At 59.7% G+C, this 23,514-nt stretch carries 25 protein-coding genes; 6 read left to right on the top strand and 19 right to left on the bottom strand.

Annotated features, from left to right (window positions below; translation table 11 throughout):
• Genes cyoE through FH061_RS09890 form a run of 4 tightly spaced genes read right to left on the bottom strand, consistent with a single transcriptional unit; the run spans position 1 to position 3,313 of the window.
• Entirely contained in the window at positions 1 to 885 is an 885-nt protein-coding gene (gene cyoE / locus FH061_RS09905; RefSeq protein ID WP_151635477.1) for a heme o synthase, read from the bottom strand.
• A gap of 7 nt (positions 886 to 892) precedes the next feature.
• Positions 893 to 2,005, bottom strand: a complete 1,113-nt coding sequence (locus tag FH061_RS09900) for a COX15/CtaA family protein (protein WP_151635475.1) — start codon at positions 2,003 to 2,005, stop codon at positions 893 to 895.
• A gap of 17 nt (positions 2,006 to 2,022) precedes the next feature.
• A complete protein-coding gene (locus FH061_RS09895; RefSeq protein ID WP_151635473.1) occupies positions 2,023 to 2,664 on the bottom strand; it encodes an SCO family protein in 642 nt (213 codons plus the stop codon).
• Positions 2,594 to 3,313, bottom strand: a complete 720-nt coding sequence (locus FH061_RS09890) for an SURF1 family protein (protein WP_151635471.1) — start codon at positions 3,311 to 3,313, stop codon at positions 2,594 to 2,596. Before FH061_RS09890 ends, FH061_RS09895 begins: the two co-directional genes overlap by 71 nt.
• Before the next feature lie 77 nt (positions 3,314 to 3,390).
• On the opposite strand from FH061_RS09890, the gene FH061_RS09885 reads away from it, so the two are divergent.
• Positions 3,391 to 3,591 carry a twin transmembrane helix small protein gene (locus tag FH061_RS09885; RefSeq protein WP_151635469.1) on the top strand — a complete coding sequence of 67 codons (201 nt, stop codon included), beginning with the start codon at positions 3,391 to 3,393 and terminating at the stop codon, positions 3,589 to 3,591.
• Positions 3,592 to 3,708: 117 nt separating this feature from the next.
• Here the strand turns inward: FH061_RS09885 and FH061_RS09880 are convergent, their stop codons facing one another.
• From FH061_RS09880 to FH061_RS09850, 8 genes are all read right to left on the bottom strand, one after another.
• Complete coding sequence (locus tag FH061_RS09880; RefSeq protein ID WP_151635467.1) at positions 3,709 to 4,569, bottom strand: cytochrome c oxidase subunit 3; 861 nt, start codon at positions 4,567 to 4,569, stop codon at positions 3,709 to 3,711.
• Between the two features lie 29 nt (positions 4,570 to 4,598).
• Positions 4,599 to 4,814: a DUF2970 domain-containing protein gene (locus tag FH061_RS09875; RefSeq protein WP_151635465.1), complete on the bottom strand. Its 216-nt coding sequence runs from the start codon at positions 4,812 to 4,814 to the stop codon at positions 4,599 to 4,601.
• 2 nt (positions 4,815 to 4,816) lie between these two features.
• The gene (locus FH061_RS09870) at positions 4,817 to 5,386 is read right to left on the bottom strand and encodes a cytochrome c oxidase assembly protein (RefSeq protein WP_404822442.1); all 570 of its coding nucleotides are present in this window, start codon (positions 5,384 to 5,386) and stop codon (positions 4,817 to 4,819) included.
• A gap of 1 nt (position 5,387) precedes the next feature.
• Entirely contained in the window at positions 5,388 to 5,495 is a 108-nt protein-coding gene (locus tag FH061_RS30935) for a cytochrome oxidase small assembly protein (protein ID WP_225984578.1), read from the bottom strand.
• 43 nt (positions 5,496 to 5,538) lie between these two features.
• Positions 5,539 to 7,134 (bottom strand): cytochrome c oxidase subunit I, encoded by a 1,596-nt coding sequence (gene ctaD / locus FH061_RS09865; protein WP_151635463.1) that lies wholly within the window; start codon positions 7,132 to 7,134, stop codon positions 5,539 to 5,541.
• Positions 7,135 to 7,154: 20 nt separating this feature from the next.
• Positions 7,155 to 8,315, bottom strand: a complete 1,161-nt coding sequence (coxB, locus tag FH061_RS09860; RefSeq protein WP_151635461.1) for a cytochrome c oxidase subunit II — start codon at positions 8,313 to 8,315, stop codon at positions 7,155 to 7,157.
• A 15-nt stretch (positions 8,316 to 8,330) separates the two neighbouring features.
• Positions 8,331 to 8,792 (bottom strand): DUF2244 domain-containing protein, encoded by a 462-nt coding sequence (locus tag FH061_RS09855; RefSeq protein ID WP_151635459.1) that lies wholly within the window; start codon positions 8,790 to 8,792, stop codon positions 8,331 to 8,333.
• A gap of 377 nt (positions 8,793 to 9,169) precedes the next feature.
• Entirely contained in the window at positions 9,170 to 10,111 is a 942-nt protein-coding gene (locus FH061_RS09850) for a methyltransferase domain-containing protein (RefSeq protein ID WP_404822438.1), read from the bottom strand.
• A gap of 68 nt (positions 10,112 to 10,179) precedes the next feature.
• Here FH061_RS09850 and FH061_RS09845 point away from each other — a divergent pair, with 68 nt between their 5' ends.
• Genes FH061_RS09845 through FH061_RS09835 form a run of 3 tightly spaced genes read left to right on the top strand, consistent with a single transcriptional unit; the run spans position 10,180 to position 11,950 of the window.
• The gene (locus FH061_RS09845) at positions 10,180 to 10,929 is read left to right on the top strand and encodes a ComF family protein (RefSeq protein ID WP_151635457.1); all 750 of its coding nucleotides are present in this window, start codon (positions 10,180 to 10,182) and stop codon (positions 10,927 to 10,929) included.
• A gap of 21 nt (positions 10,930 to 10,950) precedes the next feature.
• Positions 10,951 to 11,421, top strand: coding sequence for a tRNA (uridine(34)/cytosine(34)/5-carboxymethylaminomethyluridine(34)-2'-O)-methyltransferase TrmL (gene trmL, locus FH061_RS09840; RefSeq protein WP_151635456.1), 471 nt, complete (start codon positions 10,951 to 10,953; stop codon positions 11,419 to 11,421).
• 46 nt (positions 11,422 to 11,467) lie between these two features.
• A complete protein-coding gene (locus FH061_RS09835) occupies positions 11,468 to 11,950 on the top strand; it encodes a copper chaperone PCu(A)C (protein ID WP_151635455.1) in 483 nt (160 codons plus the stop codon).
• A gap of 179 nt (positions 11,951 to 12,129) precedes the next feature.
• Here FH061_RS09835 and FH061_RS09830 read toward each other — a convergent pair whose 3' ends face one another.
• From FH061_RS09830 to FH061_RS09810, 5 genes are all read right to left on the bottom strand, one after another.
• Positions 12,130 to 12,591: a DUF411 domain-containing protein gene (locus FH061_RS09830; RefSeq protein ID WP_404822437.1), complete on the bottom strand. Its 462-nt coding sequence runs from the start codon at positions 12,589 to 12,591 to the stop codon at positions 12,130 to 12,132.
• A 9-nt stretch (positions 12,592 to 12,600) separates the two neighbouring features.
• The gene (locus FH061_RS09825) at positions 12,601 to 13,626 is read right to left on the bottom strand and encodes an asparaginase (protein WP_151635454.1); all 1,026 of its coding nucleotides are present in this window, start codon (positions 13,624 to 13,626) and stop codon (positions 12,601 to 12,603) included.
• 23 nt (positions 13,627 to 13,649) lie between these two features.
• A complete protein-coding gene (rfaE2, locus tag FH061_RS09820; protein ID WP_151635453.1) occupies positions 13,650 to 14,126 on the bottom strand; it encodes a D-glycero-beta-D-manno-heptose 1-phosphate adenylyltransferase in 477 nt (158 codons plus the stop codon).
• 182 nt (positions 14,127 to 14,308) lie between these two features.
• The gene (locus tag FH061_RS09815; protein WP_151635821.1) at positions 14,309 to 15,166 is read right to left on the bottom strand and encodes a ferritin family protein; all 858 of its coding nucleotides are present in this window, start codon (positions 15,164 to 15,166) and stop codon (positions 14,309 to 14,311) included.
• 375 nt (positions 15,167 to 15,541) lie between these two features.
• Positions 15,542 to 16,474: a MerR family transcriptional regulator gene (locus FH061_RS09810; protein WP_151635452.1), complete on the bottom strand. Its 933-nt coding sequence runs from the start codon at positions 16,472 to 16,474 to the stop codon at positions 15,542 to 15,544.
• 347 nt (positions 16,475 to 16,821) lie between these two features.
• Here FH061_RS09810 and FH061_RS09805 point away from each other — a divergent pair, with 347 nt between their 5' ends.
• Both FH061_RS09805 and FH061_RS09800 read left to right on the top strand, forming a co-directional pair.
• Positions 16,822 to 17,889, top strand: coding sequence for a hypothetical protein (locus FH061_RS09805; RefSeq protein WP_151635451.1), 1,068 nt, complete (start codon positions 16,822 to 16,824; stop codon positions 17,887 to 17,889).
• 229 nt (positions 17,890 to 18,118) lie between these two features.
• A complete protein-coding gene (locus FH061_RS09800; RefSeq protein WP_192804989.1) occupies positions 18,119 to 20,284 on the top strand; it encodes a putative bifunctional diguanylate cyclase/phosphodiesterase in 2,166 nt (721 codons plus the stop codon).
• 46 nt (positions 20,285 to 20,330) lie between these two features.
• Here the strand turns inward: FH061_RS09800 and FH061_RS09795 are convergent, their stop codons facing one another.
• Positions 20,331 to 21,461, bottom strand: a complete 1,131-nt coding sequence (locus FH061_RS09795; RefSeq protein ID WP_151635449.1) for a YbdK family carboxylate-amine ligase — start codon at positions 21,459 to 21,461, stop codon at positions 20,331 to 20,333.
• A gap of 1 nt (position 21,462) precedes the next feature.
• Complete coding sequence (locus tag FH061_RS09790; protein ID WP_151635448.1) at positions 21,463 to 22,650, bottom strand: cation:proton antiporter; 1,188 nt, start codon at positions 22,648 to 22,650, stop codon at positions 21,463 to 21,465.
• Positions 22,651 to 23,514: the final 864 nt, after the last annotated feature.

Raw genomic sequence — 23,514 nt, 5'->3', positions numbered from 1 at the left:
TCAGATTTTCAGGTAGTGATCGACCAGCAGCGCGACAAACAGAAGCGACAGGTAGATGATCGAATAGGCGAAGGTCTTGCGTGCGATCAGGTCGGTGTAGTGACGATAGATCTGCCATGCGTACCAAAGGAAGATCACCCCGAGCACCACGGCGCTGGCGAGATAGATAAGGCCGCTCATCTGCACTGCGAAAGGCAGCATCGTGGTGGCCACCAGGGCAATGGTATACAGCCAGATATGGAACTGGGTGAACTTCAGCCCATGGGTCACCGGCAGCATCGGCAAACCGGATTTTGCATAATCATCCCGGCGGTACAGGGCGAGCGCCCAGAAGTGCGGCGGCGTCCAGACGAAAATGATCAGCACCAGGATCCAGGCCTGCATCGGTACATCATTGGCGACAGCAGCCCATCCGAGCGCCGGCGGCATGGCGCCGGAAAGTCCGCCGATCACGATGTTCTGCGGTGTCGCCGGCTTGAGCAGCATTGTGTAAATCACAGCGTAGCCGACGAAAGTGGCGAAAGTCAGCCACATCGTCAACGGATTGACAAAATTGAAAAGAATCCACATCCCGGCGCCGCCGATCACGCCGGAAAAGACCAGCGTCTGCGCCACGGTGATTTCGCCGCGGGCCATCGGCCGCCTTGCGGTGCGCGCCATGCGCGAATCGATTTCCCGCTCGACCAGGCAATTCACGGCGAAGGCGGCGCCCGCCAGCAACCAGATGCCGATCGTGGCGGCAACGACAATACGCCAGTCAGGCAGGCCCGGGGCGGCAAGGAACATCCCGATCACCGCGCAGAACACGGCGAGCTGGGTGACGCGCGGCTTGGTGAGGGCCCAGTACTGGGCCAGGCGGTTGGTTTGTACGGTCAGGGTAGTCACTTGAGTGTCATGCGGCCGAAAGTTGCGTTGCGCTGCGGCTCGCAGCGGCCTGGTCGGGAATCCGAGCCCGATAGTTTAGCATGGTGAGCAGCAGCACAAGGACGGCCGCGCCGCCGTTGTGCACTACCGCCAACGCCAGCGGCCACTTCAGGAAAATCGTTGACATGCCGGTAAGGAATTGAAATCCGACCGCCAGCAGAAGCCACTTGCCAAGCTTTTGCAAGCCTTCGGTACGCAAGGCCTTGTGCCCGGCCCAGGCAATGACTAGCACGACAACAAAGGCGAAGTTGCGATGCACCCAGTGGATTGCCGTCAGTGCCGCGAAAGGCAGATAGTCGCCTTCCGCCGTCTTGCCCAGGTGGCGCCAGAGGGTGAATCCGTTGTCGAAATCCATGTCGGGCAGGAGCTTGCCATGACATAAGGGAAAGTCGGTGCAGGCCAGTGCCGCATAGTTGGTGCTCACCCAGCCACCCAAGGCGATCTGGATGAACAGCAGGACGAGCGCCAAAGTTGCCGGAAGCCGCAGGCGCGAGGCGCCGGGTGAAATGGCCGGATGCGCATTTTCGCGCTCGCCAAGCCAGGCCAGCATCAGCAGCAGAAAAAGTCCCAGCAGGAGATGGATGGTGACGATGACCGGCTGCAATTTCAGGGTGACCGTCCAGGCGCCGAATGCGCCCTGGAGGCAGACGAAGCCGAACAGAAAAGTGGGCAGCCATGGCGCAAACCGCGGATTGGAGCGGCGCGACTTGATCCATCCGCGCCAGGCAATCGACATGATCGCGATGATCAGTACGCCGACCGCCATGGCGAGATAGCGATGAATCATTTCGATCCAGGCTTTCACGACGGTCACGGGACCGGTGGGCATGGCGGCTTCGGCGGCGCTGATATGCTCGTGCGCCTGCAGCGGATTGGCATGGCCGTAGCAGCCCGGCCAGTCGGGACATCCGAGCCCGGAGTCGGTCAGACGGGTAAAGGCGCCGAACATGATCAAGTCGAACGTCAGGAAGACGGTGACCCACACAAGTTTGCGGTATTTGTTGGCATCGCCCGATACCCAGACGATCGCCAGCGGCAGCAATGCCGCAAGCAGTCCCATCAAGCCAAGTTGAATCAGCATGTGCGCACCTAACCTGTCTAACCTATCCGCGAAGCCTTGAGCAGCTTCGACAGATCCTTCTTGATCTTGTTGGGGTCCGCATCCTTGGGAAAGCGCATCATTAGGTTTCCAAGCGGATCGATCATGTAGATGTGATCGGTATAGGCGGAAGCCTGCTCACTGGGCAGCCAGGCTTTCAGCTGCTGCGGATCGGAGCGCAGCATGTGGGTGCCGTCGTATTCGCGCATCAGCACGGTGTCGAGCGGCTGCCGGTCGGTGATCAGCCAGATCCGCTCGATACGATCCATTTCCTTGCCTTGTGCCAGCCTCAGCTGCCGCATGTCATGCAGGCGCTTGCGGCATGATTCTTCGCACTCGCCACCGTTCGCAAACACCATGAGCCACTTGCCCTTGAACTGCTGAAGGCTGGCGGGCTTGCCATCGAGTTCGGTTGCATTGAGCGACGGCATCGGATGAGCGCGGGGATCGATCAGGGCACCATAGTTCGTACGGCCCTCGGGCTTGATGACGTAGTAGGTCAGGTACGAGGCAATGAGCGGCGATGCGCACACTGCAATCACCGCAAACAGCTTCCAGCGGCCGGAATTTTTACGTTGAGCTTCTTCCACGTCGAAATCCTGTGACGACAAAAAATAAAAGGGCGGTGGCTGCCAGTGCATACCACTGAAAGGCATAGCCGCGGTGCTTGTCCGCGCCGGACGAAGGTCGCGGCCAGTCGCGAACCAGGCCGTCGGCCGCCTCCGATGTCTGTTCGATAACGAAGGGCTGCAATGCAAACCCGGCTGCGCGGCTGATGTCCCCTATTTCAACGTTCTGCACGATGGCATTGGGCTTCAACGGCTCTGCCGTGCCGAGTTGCAGAACATGACCGGTATTGACGCGCGCGATGCCGGATACTTCCACCTGGCCCGCCGGGGTTGCGATGGGCGGCAATCTGGTACGGTCCGAAACATCCCGCCGGGCCCATCCTCGCACTACCAGAATATGCATGTCGGACCCGGCAATTTTCAACGGGGTCAGTACATAAAATCCCGGAGCGCCCTGGTAGGGCCTGTTCTCCAGGTAGATATGCCAGCCGCCGACAAAACTGCCCTTGACGCTGACGCGTCGAAATTCCATTTCGGCAGGAGTTCTCAGCGTGGCATCGAGAATAACTGCCGGAGCTTGAGCACGTTCAAGCAGCCTGGCTTCAATAACTTCCTTCTCATGCGCCCGGCGGGTTTGCCAATTGCCAAGCATGAGGCCGATCGCTGCGACAATCACGGCGGCAATGAACGGAATCGGGCGGAAACGGAAGGTCAATCGCATTACAATGTCTTTTTAACCGCACCGAAGAAACCATTGGGATACTCTGCAGCTTCGGTCATCTTGCCCTGCCTACGTTGATGAAAATTCTTGTCGCCCTCGCCTTTGTCCTCATTTTGCTGAGTCTTGGCTCCGCACTGCTGTTCCTGATGAAAGACAAAGGCAAAAGCAATCGTACTGTGAAGGCACTGGCATTTCGGGTGGGTTTCTCCATCACCCTGTTCATCCTGATTCTGGTTGCGCACAGCCAGGGATGGATACAGCCGACCGGCATACGCTAGGAAAGACCGCCGGGTCACCGGTTATGTGAACATAATCAAACCGTCATATTCAAGCAGTCATGGCCAGCCAGTAAAAAAGCCGCACCGTAGTGCGGCTTTTTCATTGCGGTGCCTGTATTACAGCCAGTACACGACGACGTAGAGACCGAGCCAGACAACGTCGACGAAGTGCCAGTACCATGCGGCGCCTTCAAAACCAAAGTGGTTATCCGGCGTGAAGTGCCCTTTCATGAGTCGATACAGCACGACAGCCAGCATGATCGCGCCCAGGGTCACATGGAACCCGTGGAAACCGGTCAGCATGAAGAAGGTGGAGCCATAGATGCCGGAAGTCAGCTTCAGGTTCAGATCGCTGTAGGCATGCATGTACTCGTACACCTGGAAGCCCATGAAGATGGCGCCGAGAACGATGGTGGCCAGCAGCCAGAACGCAGTCTTGCCGCGCTCGCCCGCACGCAGTGCGTGATGGGAAATGGTGAGTGTCACACCGGACAGCAGCAGCAGCGCGGTATTGATCGTCGGAATCGGGAACGGCCCCATCTTGGTGAACGGGTCGATTGTTCCTGCCGGGGTGTTGCCCCACTGCGCGGAGAAGTCAGGCCAGAGCAGCTTGTGATCGATGTCGGCCAGCCATGGCATGGTCACGCTGCGCGCATAGAACAAGGCGCCGAAGAAGCCTGCGAAGAACATCACTTCGGAGAAAATGAACCAGCTCATGCTCCAGCGGAACGACACGTCGATACGGGGGCTGTAGAGGCCGCTTTCCGATTCCGCAAAGGCTTCGCCAAACCATTTGAACAGCACGATCACGGTAGCGATGACACCGATGATATTGGCAATCGGACCCCAGTTGTAACCGTTCACCCATGCCGATGCGCCTGCCATCGTCAGGAGCAGCGAAGCACCTGCCAGGACCGGCCACTTGGACGGACCGGGCACGAAATAGTACGGCGCCTTGCCAGCGTGCTGAGAACTCATTTCCATCTCCCAATACAAATTTTAAATAATTACTTTGCGACGACGCTCTTCACAATGAGCAAGAGCGTCGCAATGAATATGATTGCGCCAATGATCCCGGCAATGATGACATGCACCGGATTCAGCTGCTCGGCATCCTTCTCGTAATCGCTTCTTTTCCTGACACCGAAGAAGGACCACAGTACCGCCTTGATCGTCGCGCCGAATGATGCCTTCCGCCGCGCCGGCTTGTTCTTGTCATCCATGCTCAGCTGGCTTTTTTGCCTGGTCCGCCAATTTCAAAGAATGTATATGACAAGGTTATCGTCTTTACATCCTTTGGCAAGGCCGGATCGATATAAAAAACGACCGGCATTTGTTTCGCCTCATTGGGCGCCAGCGTCTGCTGCTTGAAGCAGAAACACTCCATTTTCTTGAAATGGCTGGAAGCCTGCTGCGGCGCATAGCTCGGAATAGCCTGCGCGTCCATGCTGCGCGACTGCGTGTTCACGACTTCATAAACGACCTGGGCCATTTCGCCCGGGTGCACCTGCATGCTCGATACCGTCGGCCGGAAACGCCAAGGTCCTTGCACGTTGGCATCAAATTCGATCGTAATCGTGCGCGTCTTGTCGACCTGCGTATTCTTGATGTCGCCGACCATCGAATCTTTTGGCGTCAGCAGATTGATGCCGGTGATCTCGCAGATCTTCTTGTAGATTGGCACCAGCGCATAGCCGAAGCCAAACATCATGACCGCCACCACGAGCAGCTTGCCAAGCATTTGCCTGTTTAGTTTGCTGCCGTGCTGTCCGTTCATGTTTGGCTGCTGTTCCATATCAGGTGAACCAGATGCGCTTGATGAAAATGCCGATGAAAAACGCCGCGGCAAGCGAGGCGATAATCAGCGCGGTTTTCAGGTTGTTTGGTTTTTTTGAATCCGGCATATGCGTGTCGGGGCAGGATTGGATCCTGCCCCTCAACCTCATCTTACTTGACGGTTGGCGGCACTTCAAAGGTGTGGAAAGGCGCCGGGCTAGGCACGGTCCACTCGAGGCCTTCCGCGCCATCCCACGGCTTGGCTTCCGCCGGCTTGCCGCCCTTGATCGACGGGATCACCACGGCGAACAGGAAATACACCTGCATCAGTCCGAAGCCGAATGCCCCGATTGTCGCGATCATGTTGAAGTCGGTGAACTGCGCCGGGTAGTCGGCATAGCGACGCGGCATGCCCGCCAGACCCAGGAAGTGCATCGGGAAGAAGGTGATGTTGAAGGTGATGATCGAACCCCAGAAGTGGAACTTGCCGCGGCCTTCGTTGTACATGAAGCCGGTCCACTTCGGACCCCAGTAGTAGAAGCCGGCGAACAGCGCGAACAGCGAACCGGCAACCAGCACGTAGTGGAAGTGCGCCACCACGTAGTAGGTGTCCTGCATCTGGATGTCGATCGGTGTCACCGCGAGGATCAGGCCGGTGAAGCCGCCCATCGTGAACACGAAGATGAAGCCGACGGCGAACAGCATGGGTGTCTCGAAAGTCATCGAGCCCTTCCACATGGTCGCGATCCAGTTGAACACCTTCACGCCGGTCGGCACCGAGATCAGCATGGTGGCGTACATGAAGAACAGCTGCGCGGTCACGGGCATGCCGGTGGTGAACATGTGGTGCGCCCAGACGATGAACGACAGGATCGCGATCGATGCGGTTGCATAGACCATCGATGCGTAGCCGAACAGCTGCTTGCGGGCGAATGCCGGAATGATCTGCGACACGATCCCGAACGCCGGCAGAATCATGATGTACACCTCGGGATGGCCGAAGAACCAGAAGATGTGCTGGTACATCACCGGGTCACCGCCACCGGCGGCGTTGAAGAACGATGTGCCGAAGTGGCGATCGGTCAGCGTCATGGTGATTGCGCCCGCGAGAACCGGCATCACGGCGATCAGCAGATAGGCAGTGATCAGCCAGGTCCAGCAGAACATCGGCATCTTCATCAGTGTCATGCCGGGAGCGCGCATGTTGAGGATGGTGACGATGATGTTGATGGAACCCATGATCGACGATGCGCCCATGATGTGCATCGCGAAGATACCCATGTCCATGCCGATACCCATCTGGGTCGACAGCGGCGCATACAGCGTCCAGCCGGCAGCCGTCGCGCCACCGGGGGCGAGGAAGGATGCGGCCAGCAGGATTGCCGCAGGCGGCAGCAGCCAGAACGAGAAGTTGTTCATGCGGGCGAACGCCATGTCGGATGCGCCGATCTGCAGGGGGATCATCCAGTTGGCGAAGCCGACGAAGGCCGGCATGATCGCGCCGAATACCATGATCAGGCCGTGCATCGTGGTCAGCTGATTGAAGAATTCCGGCTGGACCAGTTGCAGGCCGGGCTGGAACAGCTCGGCGCGGATGCCCAGGGCGAGCACGCCGCCGGACAACAGCATGATGAATGAGAACCACAGGTACAGCGAGCCGATGTCCTTGTGGTTGGTTGCGTACAACCAGCGCCGCCAGCCGTGAGGATGGTCATGCGCGTGGTCGTGAGAGTGATCGTGGGCGTGATCAACTGCGGTGGTGCTCATCTCAATCTCCTAATTCTCGATTACTTGCGCGCAGCCAGCACTTCAGCCGGTTGAACAATATTTTCCTGTGCCTTGTTGGACCAGGAGTTGCGTGTGTAAGTGATCACGGCGGCGATATCGGTGTCGTTCAAGACGCCTTTCCAAGGCGGCATCGCGCCCTTGCCGTTCAGCAGGATGGCGATCTGCGGACCCTTGGGACCGTTGACGTTCTGCGAACCGTCAAGCGCGGGGAATGCGCCGGGTACGCCCTTGCCATTGGCCTGGTGGCAGGCGACGCAGTTGGAGGCATACACCTTTTCGCCGCGCTGCTTCAACTCGTCCACGGTGTAGGTCTTGTTCGGATCGTCGGCCTGCGCCGCCATTTCCTTCTTCTTGCCGTCGACCCACTTCTTGTACTCGTCTTCGGTAACGACGTTGACGACGATAGGCATGAAGGCGTGTTCCTTGCCGCAGAGCTCGACGCACTGGCCACGGTAAACACCGGTCTTTTCGGCACGGAACCAGGTGTCGCGGACAAAGCCGGGAATCGCATCCTGCTTGACGCCGAATGCCGGAATGGTCCAGCCGTGGATAACGTCGTTGGCGGTGGTGACGATACGGATTTTCCTGTTGACCGGAACGACAACCGGATTGTCGACTTCGATCAGGTAGTTGTCGCTCTTGACCTTGGTGGCATCGACGACCTGCTCGCGCGGCGTCGACAAGGCCGACAGGAAGGAAATGCCCTCGCCGTCGCCCTTCAGGTAGTCATAACCCCATTTCCACTGCATACCGGTCGCCTTGATGGTGATGTCGGCGTTGGAAGTGTCTTTCATGGCCACGACAGTCTTTGTCGCAGGCAATGCCATGCCGATGACGATCAGGAAAGGAACAACCGTCCACGCGATTTCAACTGCGGTGCTTTCATGGAAGGTGGCGGGCTTGTGGCCGAGGGACTTGCGATGCTTGAGGATGGAATAAAACATGACGCCGAAGACGCCGATGAAAATCGCCAGGCAGATAACCAGCATCAGGTTATGCAGCGAATAGATCTCTTCGGCGATTTTGGTGACCGGCTGTTGAAAATTCAACTGACGTACAGCAGGACCGCCCTGGCTGTCCACCACCGCCCATGTTGGCATGCCTGCCATCAGGAGCGACGCACCGAGCATCAGTGATTGGAGGCGCTTCGCAAGTTTCATATTTTCCTCAAAAACCTAAAATTGGATTCCTGTATTTTTTCTGGACGCCAGTTCGCCCCGCAGTTCCCGGGCAAACTCGCGTCTTTTCCATTCCGTCAAAAAGCGGCCGACTTCCACCTTGCAACCCCGCGCCTCCAGGGAGATCAGCGCATGTCGCGATTCAGGCGATGCAACGCGCGTGCTGCGCGGATCCAGCCTGAACTGTCGGATGCGCTCCACCTCGACCAACTCGACGAGGAGGCAGTCATCTGCCAGTTCGATTCGCTCCCGGTCATTGGCATGGCGAGCATACAGGAAAAAGGCGATTCCAACCGCCAACATTTCCAGCATGGCAAAGCCGAGAATGTACCAGGCACCGCGCAATGCAAACATCAACGAGATCAGCAACGAGGTCATGCACAACGCTGCATAAACGGTGATCAGCTGCCGCGGTGAAATCGAACAATTGCGTCTTAAGATCCACTCGCGCGACGCCATAAGACGATCCTGATTTCGGCTACGGACTAAGGGATACAATCACTACGCAAAACCACGGAAGTATAAGGCTAGACTTAGCCGCTTATCAAGCGGAAAAAATGTCGCAAAGCGGCCGCAGCCGCCCTGTTCCTACTCGATCCGGGACATTGTCCATGCCGGCCTGCATTGATGTTTTGATCACGGATCGTATTCCGGCCCAGCCATGACGGATGTGGCCGCCACGCGGCGGGTGTTCGGCATGCAGACGAATCCTGGCCGGCGAATGCCGCCGGCGTCCGGACTGAAGCCGGAGCCGATTGCGGATGAATGTACGGAAGAACCGGTTTGCGTCGAAACGCGGGCAAGCCGGGACGGCCATGCCCCATTCGCAACCCGCTCTACGGTTTCCGGCGCGGATCAAACCGGATGATCGCCTCTCCGCTCGACGTCGTGCGGGGGGCAGGACGGAAGGCATGTCCGTACACCACTTCAAATGTAAGCGGTATTTTTCCTTCTGCATTGCGGCGATCTTCCAGGGTTTGCAGCATCCTGGCATAAGCATGCCGGCCAAGCAGACCGCGGCGCCGCGTCAGCAACGGATTGCCTCCCCAAGCACGGACATCTGCCAGCAGCCTGTCGGCGGAATCATAGGTCACCGTGATCTTTTCCATATCCATGACCGGCGTGGAAAACCCCGCATTGACCAGCATGTCACCGAAATCGTGCATATCGACGAACGAGAATGCATGCGCCGCCTCGTCGATGCCGGCAAAGGCGTCGCGGATTTCACGGAAGGTATCGGGACCGAAACAGGAAAACATGAGCAATCCGTCAACACGCAGCACCCGGCGCCACTCCGAAAAAACCAGGTCGGGTTGGGGATGCCAGTGCAGCGCAAGGTTGGACCAGACCAGGTCGGCGGAGCCGGACTGGAGTGCCAGGCGGGCGAAATCGCCGCATATCAGTTGCGCCGCATAACCGGCGCCGCCCCGGCTCGGCAGCCATTTTGAAAAAAGTCGCTGCATGGATGACATTGCCTGCTCTCGGTGCCGGCGCGCCTCCCGCAGCAAGGCGGAAGAAGCATCGACGCCGATCACGCGCGACTCCGGATACTGCGTCTGCAGCCCGGTCATGTCGGCCCCTTCTCCGCAGCCCAGGTCCAGAACTTCCCTGGGCTGCAGCTTGATGAGGGACAGGCGTTCATGCATGCGGTGTGCGATTTCCCTGCGCAGGAAATCGGACTCCCTTATCCGTGCCGGCTCCGAGAAAAGCCGTCGCACGGTTCGCAGGTCAATCGGTCCGCTGGAGGCCGTGTTGTCAGAAGATTGTGGTGATGCCAAAAGAAAATCCGGTCGGGCAATGAGATAATGCGGCCAGTTTACACGCTTGAAGAAGATTCATCCGCTCCATGCTCTCCAGCCTGCGCCACTGGTCCCGCTCCGCTTTCGCCCGGCTGCCGTCGCTGTTGCCGTCCGCATGTGCGCTGTGCGGCGCGGCGGACGGCAGCGGCAGCAACCTGTGCGGCGCGTGCCACAGGCATTTTTACGCGATGAAAACGCCGCGTTGCCGCTGCTGCGCGACGACAGTGCTCACCCCGGCCGGCATGGATCAGGTCTGCGGGGAATGCCTTCGGCAGCCGCCCTCCTTCGACGCGACTGTCGCAGCCTGCGACTACTCGGCGCCGCATGACCGCGTGGTGCTCGGCCTGAAATTCGGCGGATTGCTGGAATATGCCCCGGTCATGGCCGACGTGGTGCGCAATGCCATGATTGGACATGACGACATGGCATTGCCGGCGCTGCTTGCGCCTGTGCCGCTGGGAAATTCACGGCTTGCCGAGCGCGGCTTCAATCAGGCGCTGGAAATTGCACGGCCGCTGTCGCGCCTGCTTGGCATCCCGTTGCAGGCGCAGCTGCTGCAGCGGCAGCGTGATACCCGCTCCCAGTCGCTGCTGCATCCCGACGAGCGGCAAAAGAACGTACGCAGTGCCTTTACGGTGCCGGCGCCGAATATCGATCTGATTCGCGGTCGCCATGTGGGCATCGTCGATGACGTCATGACAACCGGTGCGACACTCAATGAAGTGGCGGCGACGCTCAAGCGCTTCGGCGCGTCGCGGGTCACCAACTTTGTTTTCGCCCGTACGTCGCAACACTGAAGACCATGCAAGGAGGCCATCTTGTTTCATGTGGTTCTGGTTGAACCTGAAATCCCGCCCAATACGGGCAATGTCATCCGGCTGTGCGCCAATACCGGGGCGCAGCTGCATCTGGTGGAGCCGCTCGGCTTTCCGCTTGATGATGCAAAGATGCGCCGCGCGGGCCTGGACTATCATGATTACGCAACAATGAAAGTGCATGCGAACTGGGAAGCTTTTCTCTCCTCGCAGTCGCCCGACCCGCAGCGCATGTTCGCGATGACGACGCACGGATCGACGCCGTTTGCGAATGTTGCGTTCCGTCCCGGCGATGTATTCGTGTTCGGCTCCGAAACGCGCGGACTTGCGCCCGAGCTGCGCAACGCATTTGCATCCTCGCAGCGCATCCGGTTGCCGATGCGTCCGGATAACCGCAGCCTGAATCTGTCCAACACTGTTGCCGTGGTCGTTTATGAAGCCTGGCGGCAGAACGGCTTTGCAGGCGGTAGCTGATATCCATCATCAATCTCAAGTCGTTTCATTCTTACCAGGATTTGCCATGAAGTTACGTCCCACCCTTCTCGCTCTTGCCCTCATGCTGTTTGGCCAGGCAAACGCTCATGAATACACATTGAAGGACTTGCAGATAGATCATCCCTATGCGCGTCCCACGGTTGCGCATCAGCCCAGCGGAGCGGCTTATCTGAGTATCGAGAACAAGGGAAGCAACAGCGACAAATTGATCGGCGTGGCGTCGCCGATAGCAAAATCAGCGCAGATCCACAGCATGTCGATGGAGGGCAATGTGATGAAAATGCGCGAAGTCGGCGACATCAGCCTGCCGTCCGGCGCGAAGGTCGTGATGAAGCCGGGCAACGGCTATCACATCATGCTGGTAGGCCTGAGCCAGCCGCTCAAGGCGGGGGACAAGATTCCGCTGACGCTCAGCTTCGAGAGGGCGGGCAAGACGGAGGTATCGGTAGTGGTGGAGAAAGCGCCCGCAAACGAGGAAAAGCCGGCCGGCGCACACCACCATCATTGAAGCTGCGCGCAGGCCAATGTCCTGGTACTGGCCTGCCATCCGCTCCGGGCCTTGTCTGGCAAGCATTGCGAGAGGTTCGGAGTTGCGGTCAGGAGCAGGGGCGCACGCGCACGGACTTACGCCTGGCACCGCAGGCGGGGATCCGGATCCAGGCCACACGGCAGCTTATCGAACCCCGCCTATGCGGGGTAGTGTTTGTACACGGTATGCTTGCCGCCCTGCCTGATCAGGATGACATCGAATGCATCCTTGCGGTCCCCTTCCATTCCCGGCGAACCCATGGGCATGCGCGGCACCGCCAACCCGTGGGCCTTGGGCCGCTCGGCGAGCAGACGCCTGATCTCTGCCGCAGGCACATGGCCCTCCAGCGCATAGCCGCCGACGACACCGGTATGGCAGGAAGCCAGTTCGGCCGGCACCTTGTATTTGCTGCGGTAGGGTGAGGTGTCTTCCACATCGGTCGCCTTTACCGTGAAACCGTTTGCGCGCAGATGGTCAACCCAGGCATGGCAGCATCCGCAGCTTGGCGTCTTGAATACCTGGATGACCGGCGCGGCGGCGCCCGGCGCGGCGGCCCGTGCGGCGGCGGGCATCAGCAGGGTGGCAAGCGTTGCCTTCAGCAGCTTTCTTCGTTCCATCATGAGTCTCTCTTAATGTTTGGAAAGTGCAAAGACCGCGCGCAAGTCGCCGGTCGGCACTCCCCTGAAGTTGTTGACATGCGGATTGGCCCAGGAAGCCAGCGGCGTATTGTTGATTGGATCACTCGTGCCGATGGCGCCGATCTGGCGCAATGCGGCAATGGCGGCGGGAAGCAATGCCCGCGCACTTCCATCGGCAATCTTGACGGCGATGCCGATTCCCATCGAGCGGATGCCGATGGCCTGCACCGCCTCGGCGCCAACCTTCGCAACCCAATCCCCGGGCGCCGCCTGCATGAAGGCGAGATCGCTGCGGCCGGTGCCCGACACCAGTTCAGGATGCAGTGTCATTGCATCGAACAGGTCTCCCATCAGGTGGCCGTAGACAGGATCCCGGCCGCCTTGCGCCAGCCGGGCATAAGCCAGCGCCAGGCGCGACAGCGGCAAGGCGAAATTCGGCGCCGAACAGCCGTCGATGCCCATCGGCATTGCATCCGGCGCGAGGCCGGCAACATCGGCAAGGCTTTGTTGTACCGCCTGCTGCAGCGGATGGGCAGGATTCACGTAATCGTCCAGCGGCGCGCCGTGCTGGACGCAATAGGCAAGAAAGCCCGCATGCTTGCCGCTGCAATTGTTATGCAGCTGGTTGAAGCTTGCTCCCGCATCCGGTGCCTTGTCATGGGTCGGATAGTAGATCGGCACATGGCAGCCGCAGCGCAAATGAGATTCGCCGCAGCCAGCCTTGTGCAGCATGCGCTCCACGATGCCGGTATGCATGGCCTCGCCGGAATGGCTGGCGCACAGCAATGCCAGTTCGCGGGTGTCGAAGCCGAACCGTTCATGTCCGCCGCCTTGCAGGAAGGGAAGCGCCTGGAAGGGTTTGATGGTTGAACGGGTGAAGGTCAGGAAGTCGGGGTCGCCGGCGTGGTACAGCACTTCACCGCGCACGTTGACGACCGCGACCGCGCCATGGTGAATCGATTCCGTGTGACCGCCGCGAGTCGCTTCAACCAGGGGAACGAACGGAACGAGCGCCATTGCGTTTTCCTTTTCCTTTTCCTTCAGGACTGCCGCACCTTGGCGAGCAGTCTCGTGGTGGAGCGGTCGTGCTCGAAATCGATGGCCATCGCGCGTCCGCCATAGGCCGACACGGCCTGCCCTTCCGGAATGGCGTTCATGTCATAGTCGCCGCCCTTGGCGTAGATCTCCGGGCGCGCTTCCTGTACCACTTCGAGCGCGGTATCTTCATCAAAGGACACCACCATGCTGACCGATTCGAGTGCCGCCAGGATGGCCATCCGGTCCTCGCAGGAATTCACCGGCCGGTCGTCTCCCTTGCCCAGGCGCTTCACGGAGGCATCGGTATTGACCGCGACAACCAGCGACGCGCCCAGCTCCCGGGCCTGCGCAAGGTAGGTTACATGGCCGCGATGCAGGATATCGAACACGCCGTTGGTCAGCACCACGGGCTTGGGGAGGTGCGCGACACGTTCTGCCAGTTCGGCGCGGTGGCAGATTTTCTTTTCAAATTCAGGCATGGAGCGAAGCAATGATTACCGGACAGTCAAAAATTTCGGAAGTCGGGAGAAACAAACATCAAAAGCTGAAAACCAAAAGCAAGGGCCGCAGGAAACTGCCTGCGGCCCTTGAGTGTAACGCGATTGCTTCAAACGGTCTTGCCTCGCGGTCCTGACTCGGCTGAACCGTCCGGTTGCAGCAATCAGGCCGCGGGCTTCAACTGGCCGGGCTGCAGACGCGCCGTGACTTCCTTGCGGTAACGGTTCAGATCCTGCACCGATTCGAAGGTCCGCTCGAACAGCAGCGACATATTGTGCAGGATGCGGTCGACGACCTTCTTTTCCCATTCGCCGTCGAACTTGATCTGGCCGTCGAGCCACCGTTCCAGCCAGTTCGGATCGGGCAGGCGGCTCTGCACGGTGTCGTTCGGGAACAGCGACTGGTTGACGTGCAGATTGGTCGGATGCAGGGGCTTCTCGGTACGGCGGGCGGAAGCCATCAATACGCCGATCTTGGCAAAAGCGGCGCGCGCGGAGTCGCCGACTTCGCCGAGCGCCTTCTTCATGTAACGCAGATAGGCGCCGCCATGACGTGCCTCATCCTGGCTGATGATCTTGTAGATTGCCTTGATGACCGGCTCGGTATGCCAGTCGGATGCGCAGCGGTACCAGTGATTCAGGCGGATTTCGCCGCAGAAGTGCAGCATCAGCGTCTCGAGCGGAGGTGCGGGATCGAATTCGAAGCGCACATTGTGCAGTTCCTCTTCAGTCGGAACCAGTTCCGGGCGGAAGCGGCGCAGGTATTCCATCAAGACCAGCGAATGCTTCTGCTCCTCAAAGAACCAGACGGACATAAATGCGGAAAAATCGCTGTCGCCGCGGTTGTCGCGCAGGAACATCTCAGTAGCAGGCAATGCCGACCATTCGGTGATCGCATTCATCCTGATGGTCTGAGCTTGCTCGTCTGACAATTTGGATGCATCAAACTGGTCCCAGGGAATGTCTTTTTCCATGTTCCAGCGGACTTGTTCAAGCGATTTGAATAGTTCTGGGTACAGCATCACGCACCTTCGAGTTTAGTTAAGTGATTGATTTTACCAAAGTCAAGCGGGGAAACCTGCATTCGGGCGAGTTTGCAAAGGCGCCTGCGCTTGGCACGGCGCCGCTCGTATGCTCGACGCCAACACCTGATTGGGACCGCAAACACGTCCGACCTGCAAAGTTTCCTGCCGTATTCAAGCGCTAACAAGCACTATGCCGCCTGCTTTAAAAATGCAAATATAAATATAAAGGCAGGCAAGCAAGCAACCAGGCAAGGAGCCTCGAGCACGGCATTGTCAGTTATGACCACGACCGTCGCCTCAAGTGCCAATTATGTCATGCTGAAATGTCATGCCCGTCTTGCATGACATGAGGAATCGTGCGTTCAGTGTCGCTCAGCAAGGTTTGTGACGTTGATACCAGTCACCAAGCTGTCCTGCAAGGTCGGACAGGCCAAGCACGCTGATGCCTGGCGGAGGACGGCGAGCAAGGACGGCGCACCCGCCGCCTATCCATATCTCGGTTTCCTCCGGCAAACCGGCGCGCAGGTCGCGCAAGCCTTCAATGGCCTGGTTTCCATTCATCGCCGACGAGAATGACAGTGCGACGATATCCGCATGCTGGGTTTGTGCCGCCCTGGCAATCTCGGTAATCGGGGTCTGCACGCCGAGGGACATGCAGTTCGCGCCTTCAAGGGCAAAGATGGCCTCCGCCATCAGCAGGCCAAGGCCATGCTGCTCCTGGGGAAATGTGGTCAGCAGAACGCGTGGACGTCCGGCCGCGCCATGTTGCCTGGGAATTGCGGCAATCGCGTTGCGCAGCACGATCTGGACCGATTCCGTATAGAGATGCTCTTCGAATACGGCGAGGCTGCCGTTTGCCCACTGCATGCCCACCATGTGGTTGAGCGGTGCAATGGTGTTCACCACGAACTCGAATAGTCCAAGGCGCAGCAGGTCTTGCGAGAGTGTGCGGCGAAAATCGTCGAAGCGGTGGGTCTTGCAAAGCTCAAGGTAGTGCAGCAGTTCCTGGCGTTCGCCGCCCCTGCTCTGCGGCGCCTCGGCTGTCTGGCCAACGCCTTGCGCGAGCGACTGCAATTCCTCGATATTGCGGTCGACAATCTTGCCCGGCCGGTGACCGATGTCGATCAGCCGCTTGAGCAGTTGCAGCTTGCGGACGTCTTCGAGCGCGTAGACGCGTTCGCCGAAGGCATCCCGGCCAGGTTGGGGAAAACCGTAACGTCGTTCCCATATGCGCAGCGTGTCCTTGGACAAACCGGTTTCACGTTCGACTGAGCCGATGCTGAGCGGACTGGCGTCAGATGTCATTGAAGAGATTGAATTAGGAATCAAGAGCTAAAAGGAGTCGGCAAAACACGGAATAAGACGGGAAGTCGCAAGATGCCGACATTGTAAGCGAAGCCTTCTGTCATGGACAACGAATTGGCAAGGCAGTTTGCATCATGTCATGGCCGTTTCCGGATCGCATGCAGCAGGTGGTGAAAGCTTCGGCTCTGCTCCATCGTGACTCCTTGCGCGTCGCCAGCGGCAAGCGGAGTTTCCAGTATTGAAGTTTATGCAATGCAACTATACCGGCTTGATGCTGTCCATGCCTGTCTGACTATTCAGGAACGCGGTTGCGTTTCCCGATCTCGAACAGTTGAAGCAGGGAGCGGATGCTTTTTCACTTATTCAATCGCACCAGGCTGCATGCAAGCCTGGGCATGCTGGCCGTTTCGACGCATGTTGCCGGCGTCGAAATGCATTCCAAACCGGACAACATCGTCGACAAGCTGCCGGACTTCCAGAGCGGCGTCCATGCCCCTGGCTATTTCGGCCTGGCGCGCGACCGCGCGATGGTCGGCTACGCCAGCCAGCAGGAGAAATGGGATGCCAAGCTGGAGCAGTACAGCGTTGCTCCGGCCCTGGTCTTCGACTATGGCCGTGCGCTATCAAGGCGCTTCGGCGCGGGCGGCACCGTTACCCACCGCGAGACGCAATCCGAAGTGGTCGTCAACGGCATCTTTGCGCCGAAGAGCAATGTCCGCTTCCGCATCGCCGGGTCGCAGCTGCGCAGTGACGCGGCCGGCATGCCGGGCATCGCTTCGGTAGAACAGCAAGGCTACCTGCTGGGCGCGAGAAAATACTGGGACAGTTACGAGTACCTGTCCGATCTCGGAATTTCTGCCTACACCGTCGAAGCCAGCGCAGCGGCGCCGGCCGCGGTAGCGGCGCTCACCGACCCGGATACGCTGGATGCGGGCATGACAGGCGCGCAGTTGCCGGCGTCCGGGCGCACCGAGGGCTATCAGCTCAGCCTCAACCTGCGGCCCTCGCCGGCATCGAAACTGGAGTTCAAGCATGACTTGAGCCAGGCCAGTTATTTCGCCGATGCCGCAGCCATCCGCAGCGAGTCGCAGGCATCGAGCCGCATCCGCTACTCGCATTTCTTCGACGACTGCCTGCAGCTGCACGGCGGCTATACCAGCACCAGCAGTGCCGAGCGCTTCGACCTGACGCTGACACGCGACAAGTGGAATCTGCACTTCATCCGCGAGCAGCATGACGGCGGTGCCAGCACGAGCATGCGTATCGGCTACGTCGTACCCCTGGGCCGTCATCAGAATACAAAGCGCCAGTGCGGCTCGGTCGGCGCACCGCGCTTCGACTCGATCGTCAACGCCACCATGAAACGCCCGGCTCAGCTGCCGGCCGAGCCGATGGCGATTGGCACCATCCGCTGATGTGCCAATTCATATCAAATCAGTATGCATTGATGCGTTTCTATCGTCTTCTCCGATGAAACGACCCATTTCCGGCAAAAAATGATGCCCGCCAGATACGGCTCGGGATATGATGAACCCTATCCTCTTCTGCAGCTTCGGACGTGCGCCGCACGTTGCCTGCGCATGCTGACGGGACTTGCCGGGACGACATGGGGTCTGCCGGCTTACTTTCCGCTGAATGGAAAACATGGAATCACAGTACGAGCCGTGGCTCGTCATGCTTTCGATTGCCATCGCAGTCTTTGCTTCCTTTGTCGCCTTCAATCTTACCGGCCGCGTCGCGGCGGCAAGGAACCGGCGCGTGGCCGCCTATTGGCTCGCCGGCGGCGCGCTGTCCATGGGAACCGGAATCTGGGCCATGCATTTCATCGGCATGCTTGCGCTCAAGCTGACAATGCCTGTGGTCGTCTACGACCTCGGCATGACTATTCTGTCGCTGCTGACCGCCATCGGAGTCAGCGGCTATTCACTGCATATCCTCGATCACGCCTCCCGGAAGCGGTCGCAGCTCATTGCGGCCGGCGCCGTAATGGCCGGTGGCATCATCGCCATGCACTATGCAGGAATGGCGGCGCTGGCATTGAGTCCGGCCATCACCTACGACCCATGGCTGGTGCTGGCATCGGTCCTGATTGCAGCGGCCGCTTCCACCGGAGCGCTCTCCATCAACTTGCGCGTACGCGGCGCACGGCTTGCCGCAAGCCTGCGGCACAGGGTGCTGGGTGCGCTGGTCATGGGCCTCTCGATCGCGGCCATGCATTACACGGGCATGGCGGCCGCGCATATTCCCGCCGGCGCCGTGTGCATCACCGAAACCGGCGTGCTCAATGTATGGTGGCTGGCCGGTGCCGTTGGCGGCATTGCATTCCTGCTGCTGGCGACGAGTCTTCATCTATCCATGATCGATTCCTATCTCGCCGCCCGTTCCAGCCAGCACACCCTGGAATTGAAAAAGGTGAATGCCGATCTCGAAAGCAATACTACGGAACTCCTGCAGGCCAACCGCCAGCTGAGGCAGGAAATCGAGGAGCGCATACGCTCGGAACAGAAGGTGGCCTATCTCGCTTACCATGACACGCTGACATCCCTGCCGAACCGGCGCATGCTCAGCAGCCACCTGCTGCACGCGGTGAGCCAGGCACAGCGCCGCGGCAAGCAGATCGCTCTTTTGCTCATCGACCTCGACCGCTTCAAGACCGTCAACGACACGATGGGCCATGAGGCGGGCGACCAGCTGCTGCAGGAAGTCGCCATGCGCATCCGGCACTGCCTGCGCGAAAGCGACCTCATCGCACGCCTGGGAGGCGATGAATTCGTGGTGTTGCTGGAAGATGTCGACACGCCGGCAACCGTCGCCGTGGTCGCCGAGAAGATTCTTGCCGTCGTGCGCTGGCCTTTCGTCATCGGCGGGCAGGAGTTCTATGTCAGCGCCAGCATCGGCGTGAGCCTGTTTCCGAAAGATGGCCAGAATGAGCAGTCCCTCTTGCGCTGCGCGGATGTGGCGATGTACAAGGCCAAGGAGGACGGCAAGAACGCATTCCGCTTTTATTGCAACGAACTCAATGCGCATGCCATCGAAAAACTGGCGCTGGAAACCTATCTGCGCACGGCGATCGAGCGCGGGCAGATTGCGATGCATTACCAGCCGAAGATCGGCCTGGATACCGGCCGCATCGTCGGCGTCGAGGCATTGATGCGCTGGACGCATCCCAAGCTCGGCATCGTTCCTCCGAGCCGCTTCATTCCGCTGGCCGAAGAAACACGCCTGATCCGCCCGCTCGGGCGCTGGGCGATCGAAGACGCCTGCAGGCAGGCCGTCGCCTGGCGCGAGCAGGGCCTGGCGGATCTGAACGTGGCGGTCAACCTGTCGGTATCCCAGTTCGACGACGAGGGGCTGCATGGCGACATTGCCTCGATCCTGCAGGCAACCGGCATGGACCCGACACGGCTGGAACTTGAAATCACGGAAAGCATGTTCATGGACAGGCTGGAGGAAAGCCTCGAGACGATCCGGCGGCTGAAGGAAGCGGGCGTGCGCATCGCGGTCGATGATTTCGGCACCGGCTTCTCTTCCCTGTCGACGCTGAAAAACCTTCCCATCGACACGCTCAAGATCGACGGCTCTTTCGTGCGCGGGCTGCCCTTCGACGCGAAGGATGCGGGCATCACGCGCGCCATCGTCGCCATGGCCAAGACGCTGAACGTGACGGTGGTGGCGGAAGCGGTGGAAACCGCAGCGCAACGCGATTTTCTGCAGGCCGCCTCATGCGACCAGGTGCAAGGGTATTACTACAGCAAGCCGGTGCCGGCCGCCCAGCTGACCGACATGCTGGCCTCGCCGTCGTTTGTCTGAGAAGCATTGACCAGCGAAGCTGATCATCGCATAGGGACAGGACGGCTCAGGCCATCTCGAAATTTTCGCGGAAGCGGAGCACCGCCTCGTTGACCATGCCTTCGGTGCTGCCGCATTGCGCGCGCTTGTCGCGCAGGTAGCTGGCATCGCTGCCTGCCTGCGCGGTTTTGCGTACATGCTCCAGTGCCTGCTCGGCGCCCAGCGCCGCGGCGAAGGGCGCGATACGCTCCAGCGTGCCAAGGATGTCTTCACGCAGCGTTTTCGCTTCGTGTGTCTGAGGATGCACGACCGTGCCATCAAGCCCGAAGCGGCATGCCTGGAAGCGGTTGTAGTTATAAACCAGGTAATCCTCCTCGCGCGGCGGGGCTTCCATGCCTTCCAGCAGATAACAGCACAGCGCCTGCAGATAGCAGGCCAGCGCGGCGGCGCGTTCGACCGTCAGCGGCGTATCGCAGACGCGCAGCTCTATGGTGCCGAATTCCGGCTTGGGGCGGATGTCCCAATAGAAATCCTTCATGCTTTTGACGATGCCCGTGTGCTCCATCTTGGCGAAATACTCGGACTGGAATTCTTCCCAGGTCAGCAGGAAAGGCGCGCGGCCGCTCAACGGAAAGGCGAACACGGAATTCAGGCGCGCCGAATTGAACAGGGTATCCCTGCCCTGCACATAGGGCGATGACGCCGAGAGCGCGATGAAGTGCGGCACATAGCGGTTGAGGCTGTGCAGCAGGCGCAACGCCACATCGCCGGAGCTGCAGCCGACGTGCACATGCTGGCCGAAGATAGTGAACTGCTTGGCGAGATAGCCGTACAGCGTGGAGACTTCCTTGAAGCGCGGCTTGGAAAAGATCTTGCGCTCCGACCAGTTCTGGAAAGGATGCGTTCCGCCGCCGCAGACGCCGACATTGAGCATGTCGCCGGCATGCACCAAGGTGTCGCGAATCTCGCGCAGCTGCGCCAGCAGTTCCGCATGATTGGTATGCACGTCGGTGGAAATCTCGATCATGCTCTCAGTGATTTCGGGCACCACGTTGCCGGGAAACTTGCGGCGCGACAGCAGGTCGAGCATGTCGGGGCTGGCATCGACCAGGTCGAAATCGCTCAGGCTGACCAGCTGCAATTCGAGTTCGACGCCAAGCGTCAGGGGTTTGGATACGCCAAAGGGTTCGAGCGGCATGTCATTTCTCCTCGGATTCGGAAGTTTCACCGGCAAACTTCAGGGCGAGCTGCGTCAGCACCGGACCGAAGATTGCCAGCAACAGCGTGGCGGTGGCCAGGGGCGCGAGCTGGTCCATCAGATCGATGCCCATGGAGCGCGTCTGCACCAGCAGGCCGATCACCAGCACCGACATCGGCGACATCGCAACGCCGGTCAGCAGGCCCTTGCGCCATGTGGTTCCGCTGAAGCGGGCGAACAGCGTGGCGCCGGCCAGCTTGGAAAGAAAGCGCGCCGCGAGCAGGGCCAGCGCGATGTCGGCGCCGGCCACGATGCGCGGCCATGCGAGACTGGCGCCGATGAACACGAACAGCAGCACGGTCAGCAGGTCTCCCAGCGCGCCGAAGTTGCGCTGCGCGGGGCTGAGCGCTTCGCGCCGGTGCCGCACCATCAGGCCGAAACTGAGCGTGGCCAGGATCGGCGACACCTTGAAGGCCTGGGCCAGCGCTGCCAGCAGGATCACCGCAATCGAAAACGCCAGGGTCGCATCCTGGGCAAGAATCCCTATCCTGCGCAGCAGCGTCGGCACCGCATAGCCGAAGGCGATGCCGAGCGCGCCCGATACCACCAGCACCAGCAGGCTGTTCGATACCGCGCTCCAGAGGCTGCCCGAATGCTGAAAGGACCAGAGGCCGACGATGAGATTGAAGATGAAGACCGCGAAGATGCAATTGAGAGCGGCCAGGTGCAGCACGCGTTCCGTCACCTGCCCCGAACTGCGCTGTTCGTTCACCACCCGCAGGACTTCCGCCGGCGAGGTGGACACCGCCAATGCGGCGATCAGCAGGCCCGGCAGGCCGGTAATGCCGAAGGATGTCGCCACCATGTACACCAGCACGAAAGTGGCGACGGATTCCACCAGGCCGCTGACGGCCAGCCACCAGTTCAGCCTTAGCCAGCGAAGATTGATGCGGTAGGCGAATTCGAAGAGGATCAGGCCGAAGGCCATGTTGGCGATCAGCGTGATTTCGCTCTCGCTGGGCCGTGGAAGCATGCCGGTCTGCGCATACGACAACAGCACGCCGGTCAGGCTGTAGATGCTGATGCGCGGCAGGTTGGTCGAGCGGTGCACGATTTCACCGAGCAACCAGGCAATCGCCACGGCAAGCGGCCAGACGAAGCCGCTACTGATAGGTAAGAATTCTGTCATCTGTTTCCTGGCAAGTTGACAAGCCGGCAGGGCGAACCTTGCCACGCCGGCGGCACGGCATGTGCCGGCCCATGGAAGGTCTGTCACGCGCGGTTGCGCCACTGCCCCTCCGGATGCCGGAGCCTGTGCATCCTCGCATGCGGCCGATACCCGCATGTCGACATGCGACAAGCTAGTTGGCTGCCAGTCCCAAGCCGCTCCAGGAGATGGCTCGGGTCTGGTATATGCCATGCGTTGAAGCCGTCTCGGATACGGCCCTGTTGAGAAGATCGTCCTGTTCGCCGCCATCCGGCACTGCAATGCAGCGCCTGTGCGGATACAAAATACAGTACGTACCTGTGCACGCTATGTACGTGCGAAAGAAAATGAAAAACTGACACGGCACTGCCGGAATGACGCACCCATGATCGAAGGGCGAGCCTGCTGCCGCATGGCCATCCTGAAACTGCTTGAGGACGGAGCACAAAGCCGTGTTTTCCGCTTGCATGAACGGCGGAGTCATGTTGCCGCTGGGGTGACAAGCAGCCTCATGTTGCCCGACTATGCTTAGGGGAAACTTAAACGGCGGGAAAGACGATGCGAGAGCTGCGCCGGCTCGGAAGAGACATCATTTTCAAATGCATGAAAATGATGCAGAATCTGCCTGCAGTTAAAAAAATCCATTCTCAGGAGTTGAGGAGAGACATGAAAGCCCGCTTCGCAAGAAGCGGGCTTTTGCATTCCGGCGGCGGGCGCAGGACACAGGATGCTTGCCGCGAGCCCTTCCGACGGGCGCGTCATGAAAGCCAAAAAAAATGGCTCGGCGGTCCAGGGACCTGCCGAGCCAAAAGGGAACCTTCATTGTCACCTGCTGAGTGACAGTAC

The organism is Noviherbaspirillum aerium (assembly GCF_008929045.1).
In the GTDB taxonomy this organism is placed as follows: domain Bacteria; phylum Pseudomonadota; class Gammaproteobacteria; order Burkholderiales; family Burkholderiaceae_D; genus Noviherbaspirillum; species Noviherbaspirillum aerium.
Note: the sequence above shows the minus strand (reverse complement) of the source record. Positions and strands in the feature narration are given on the sequence as shown.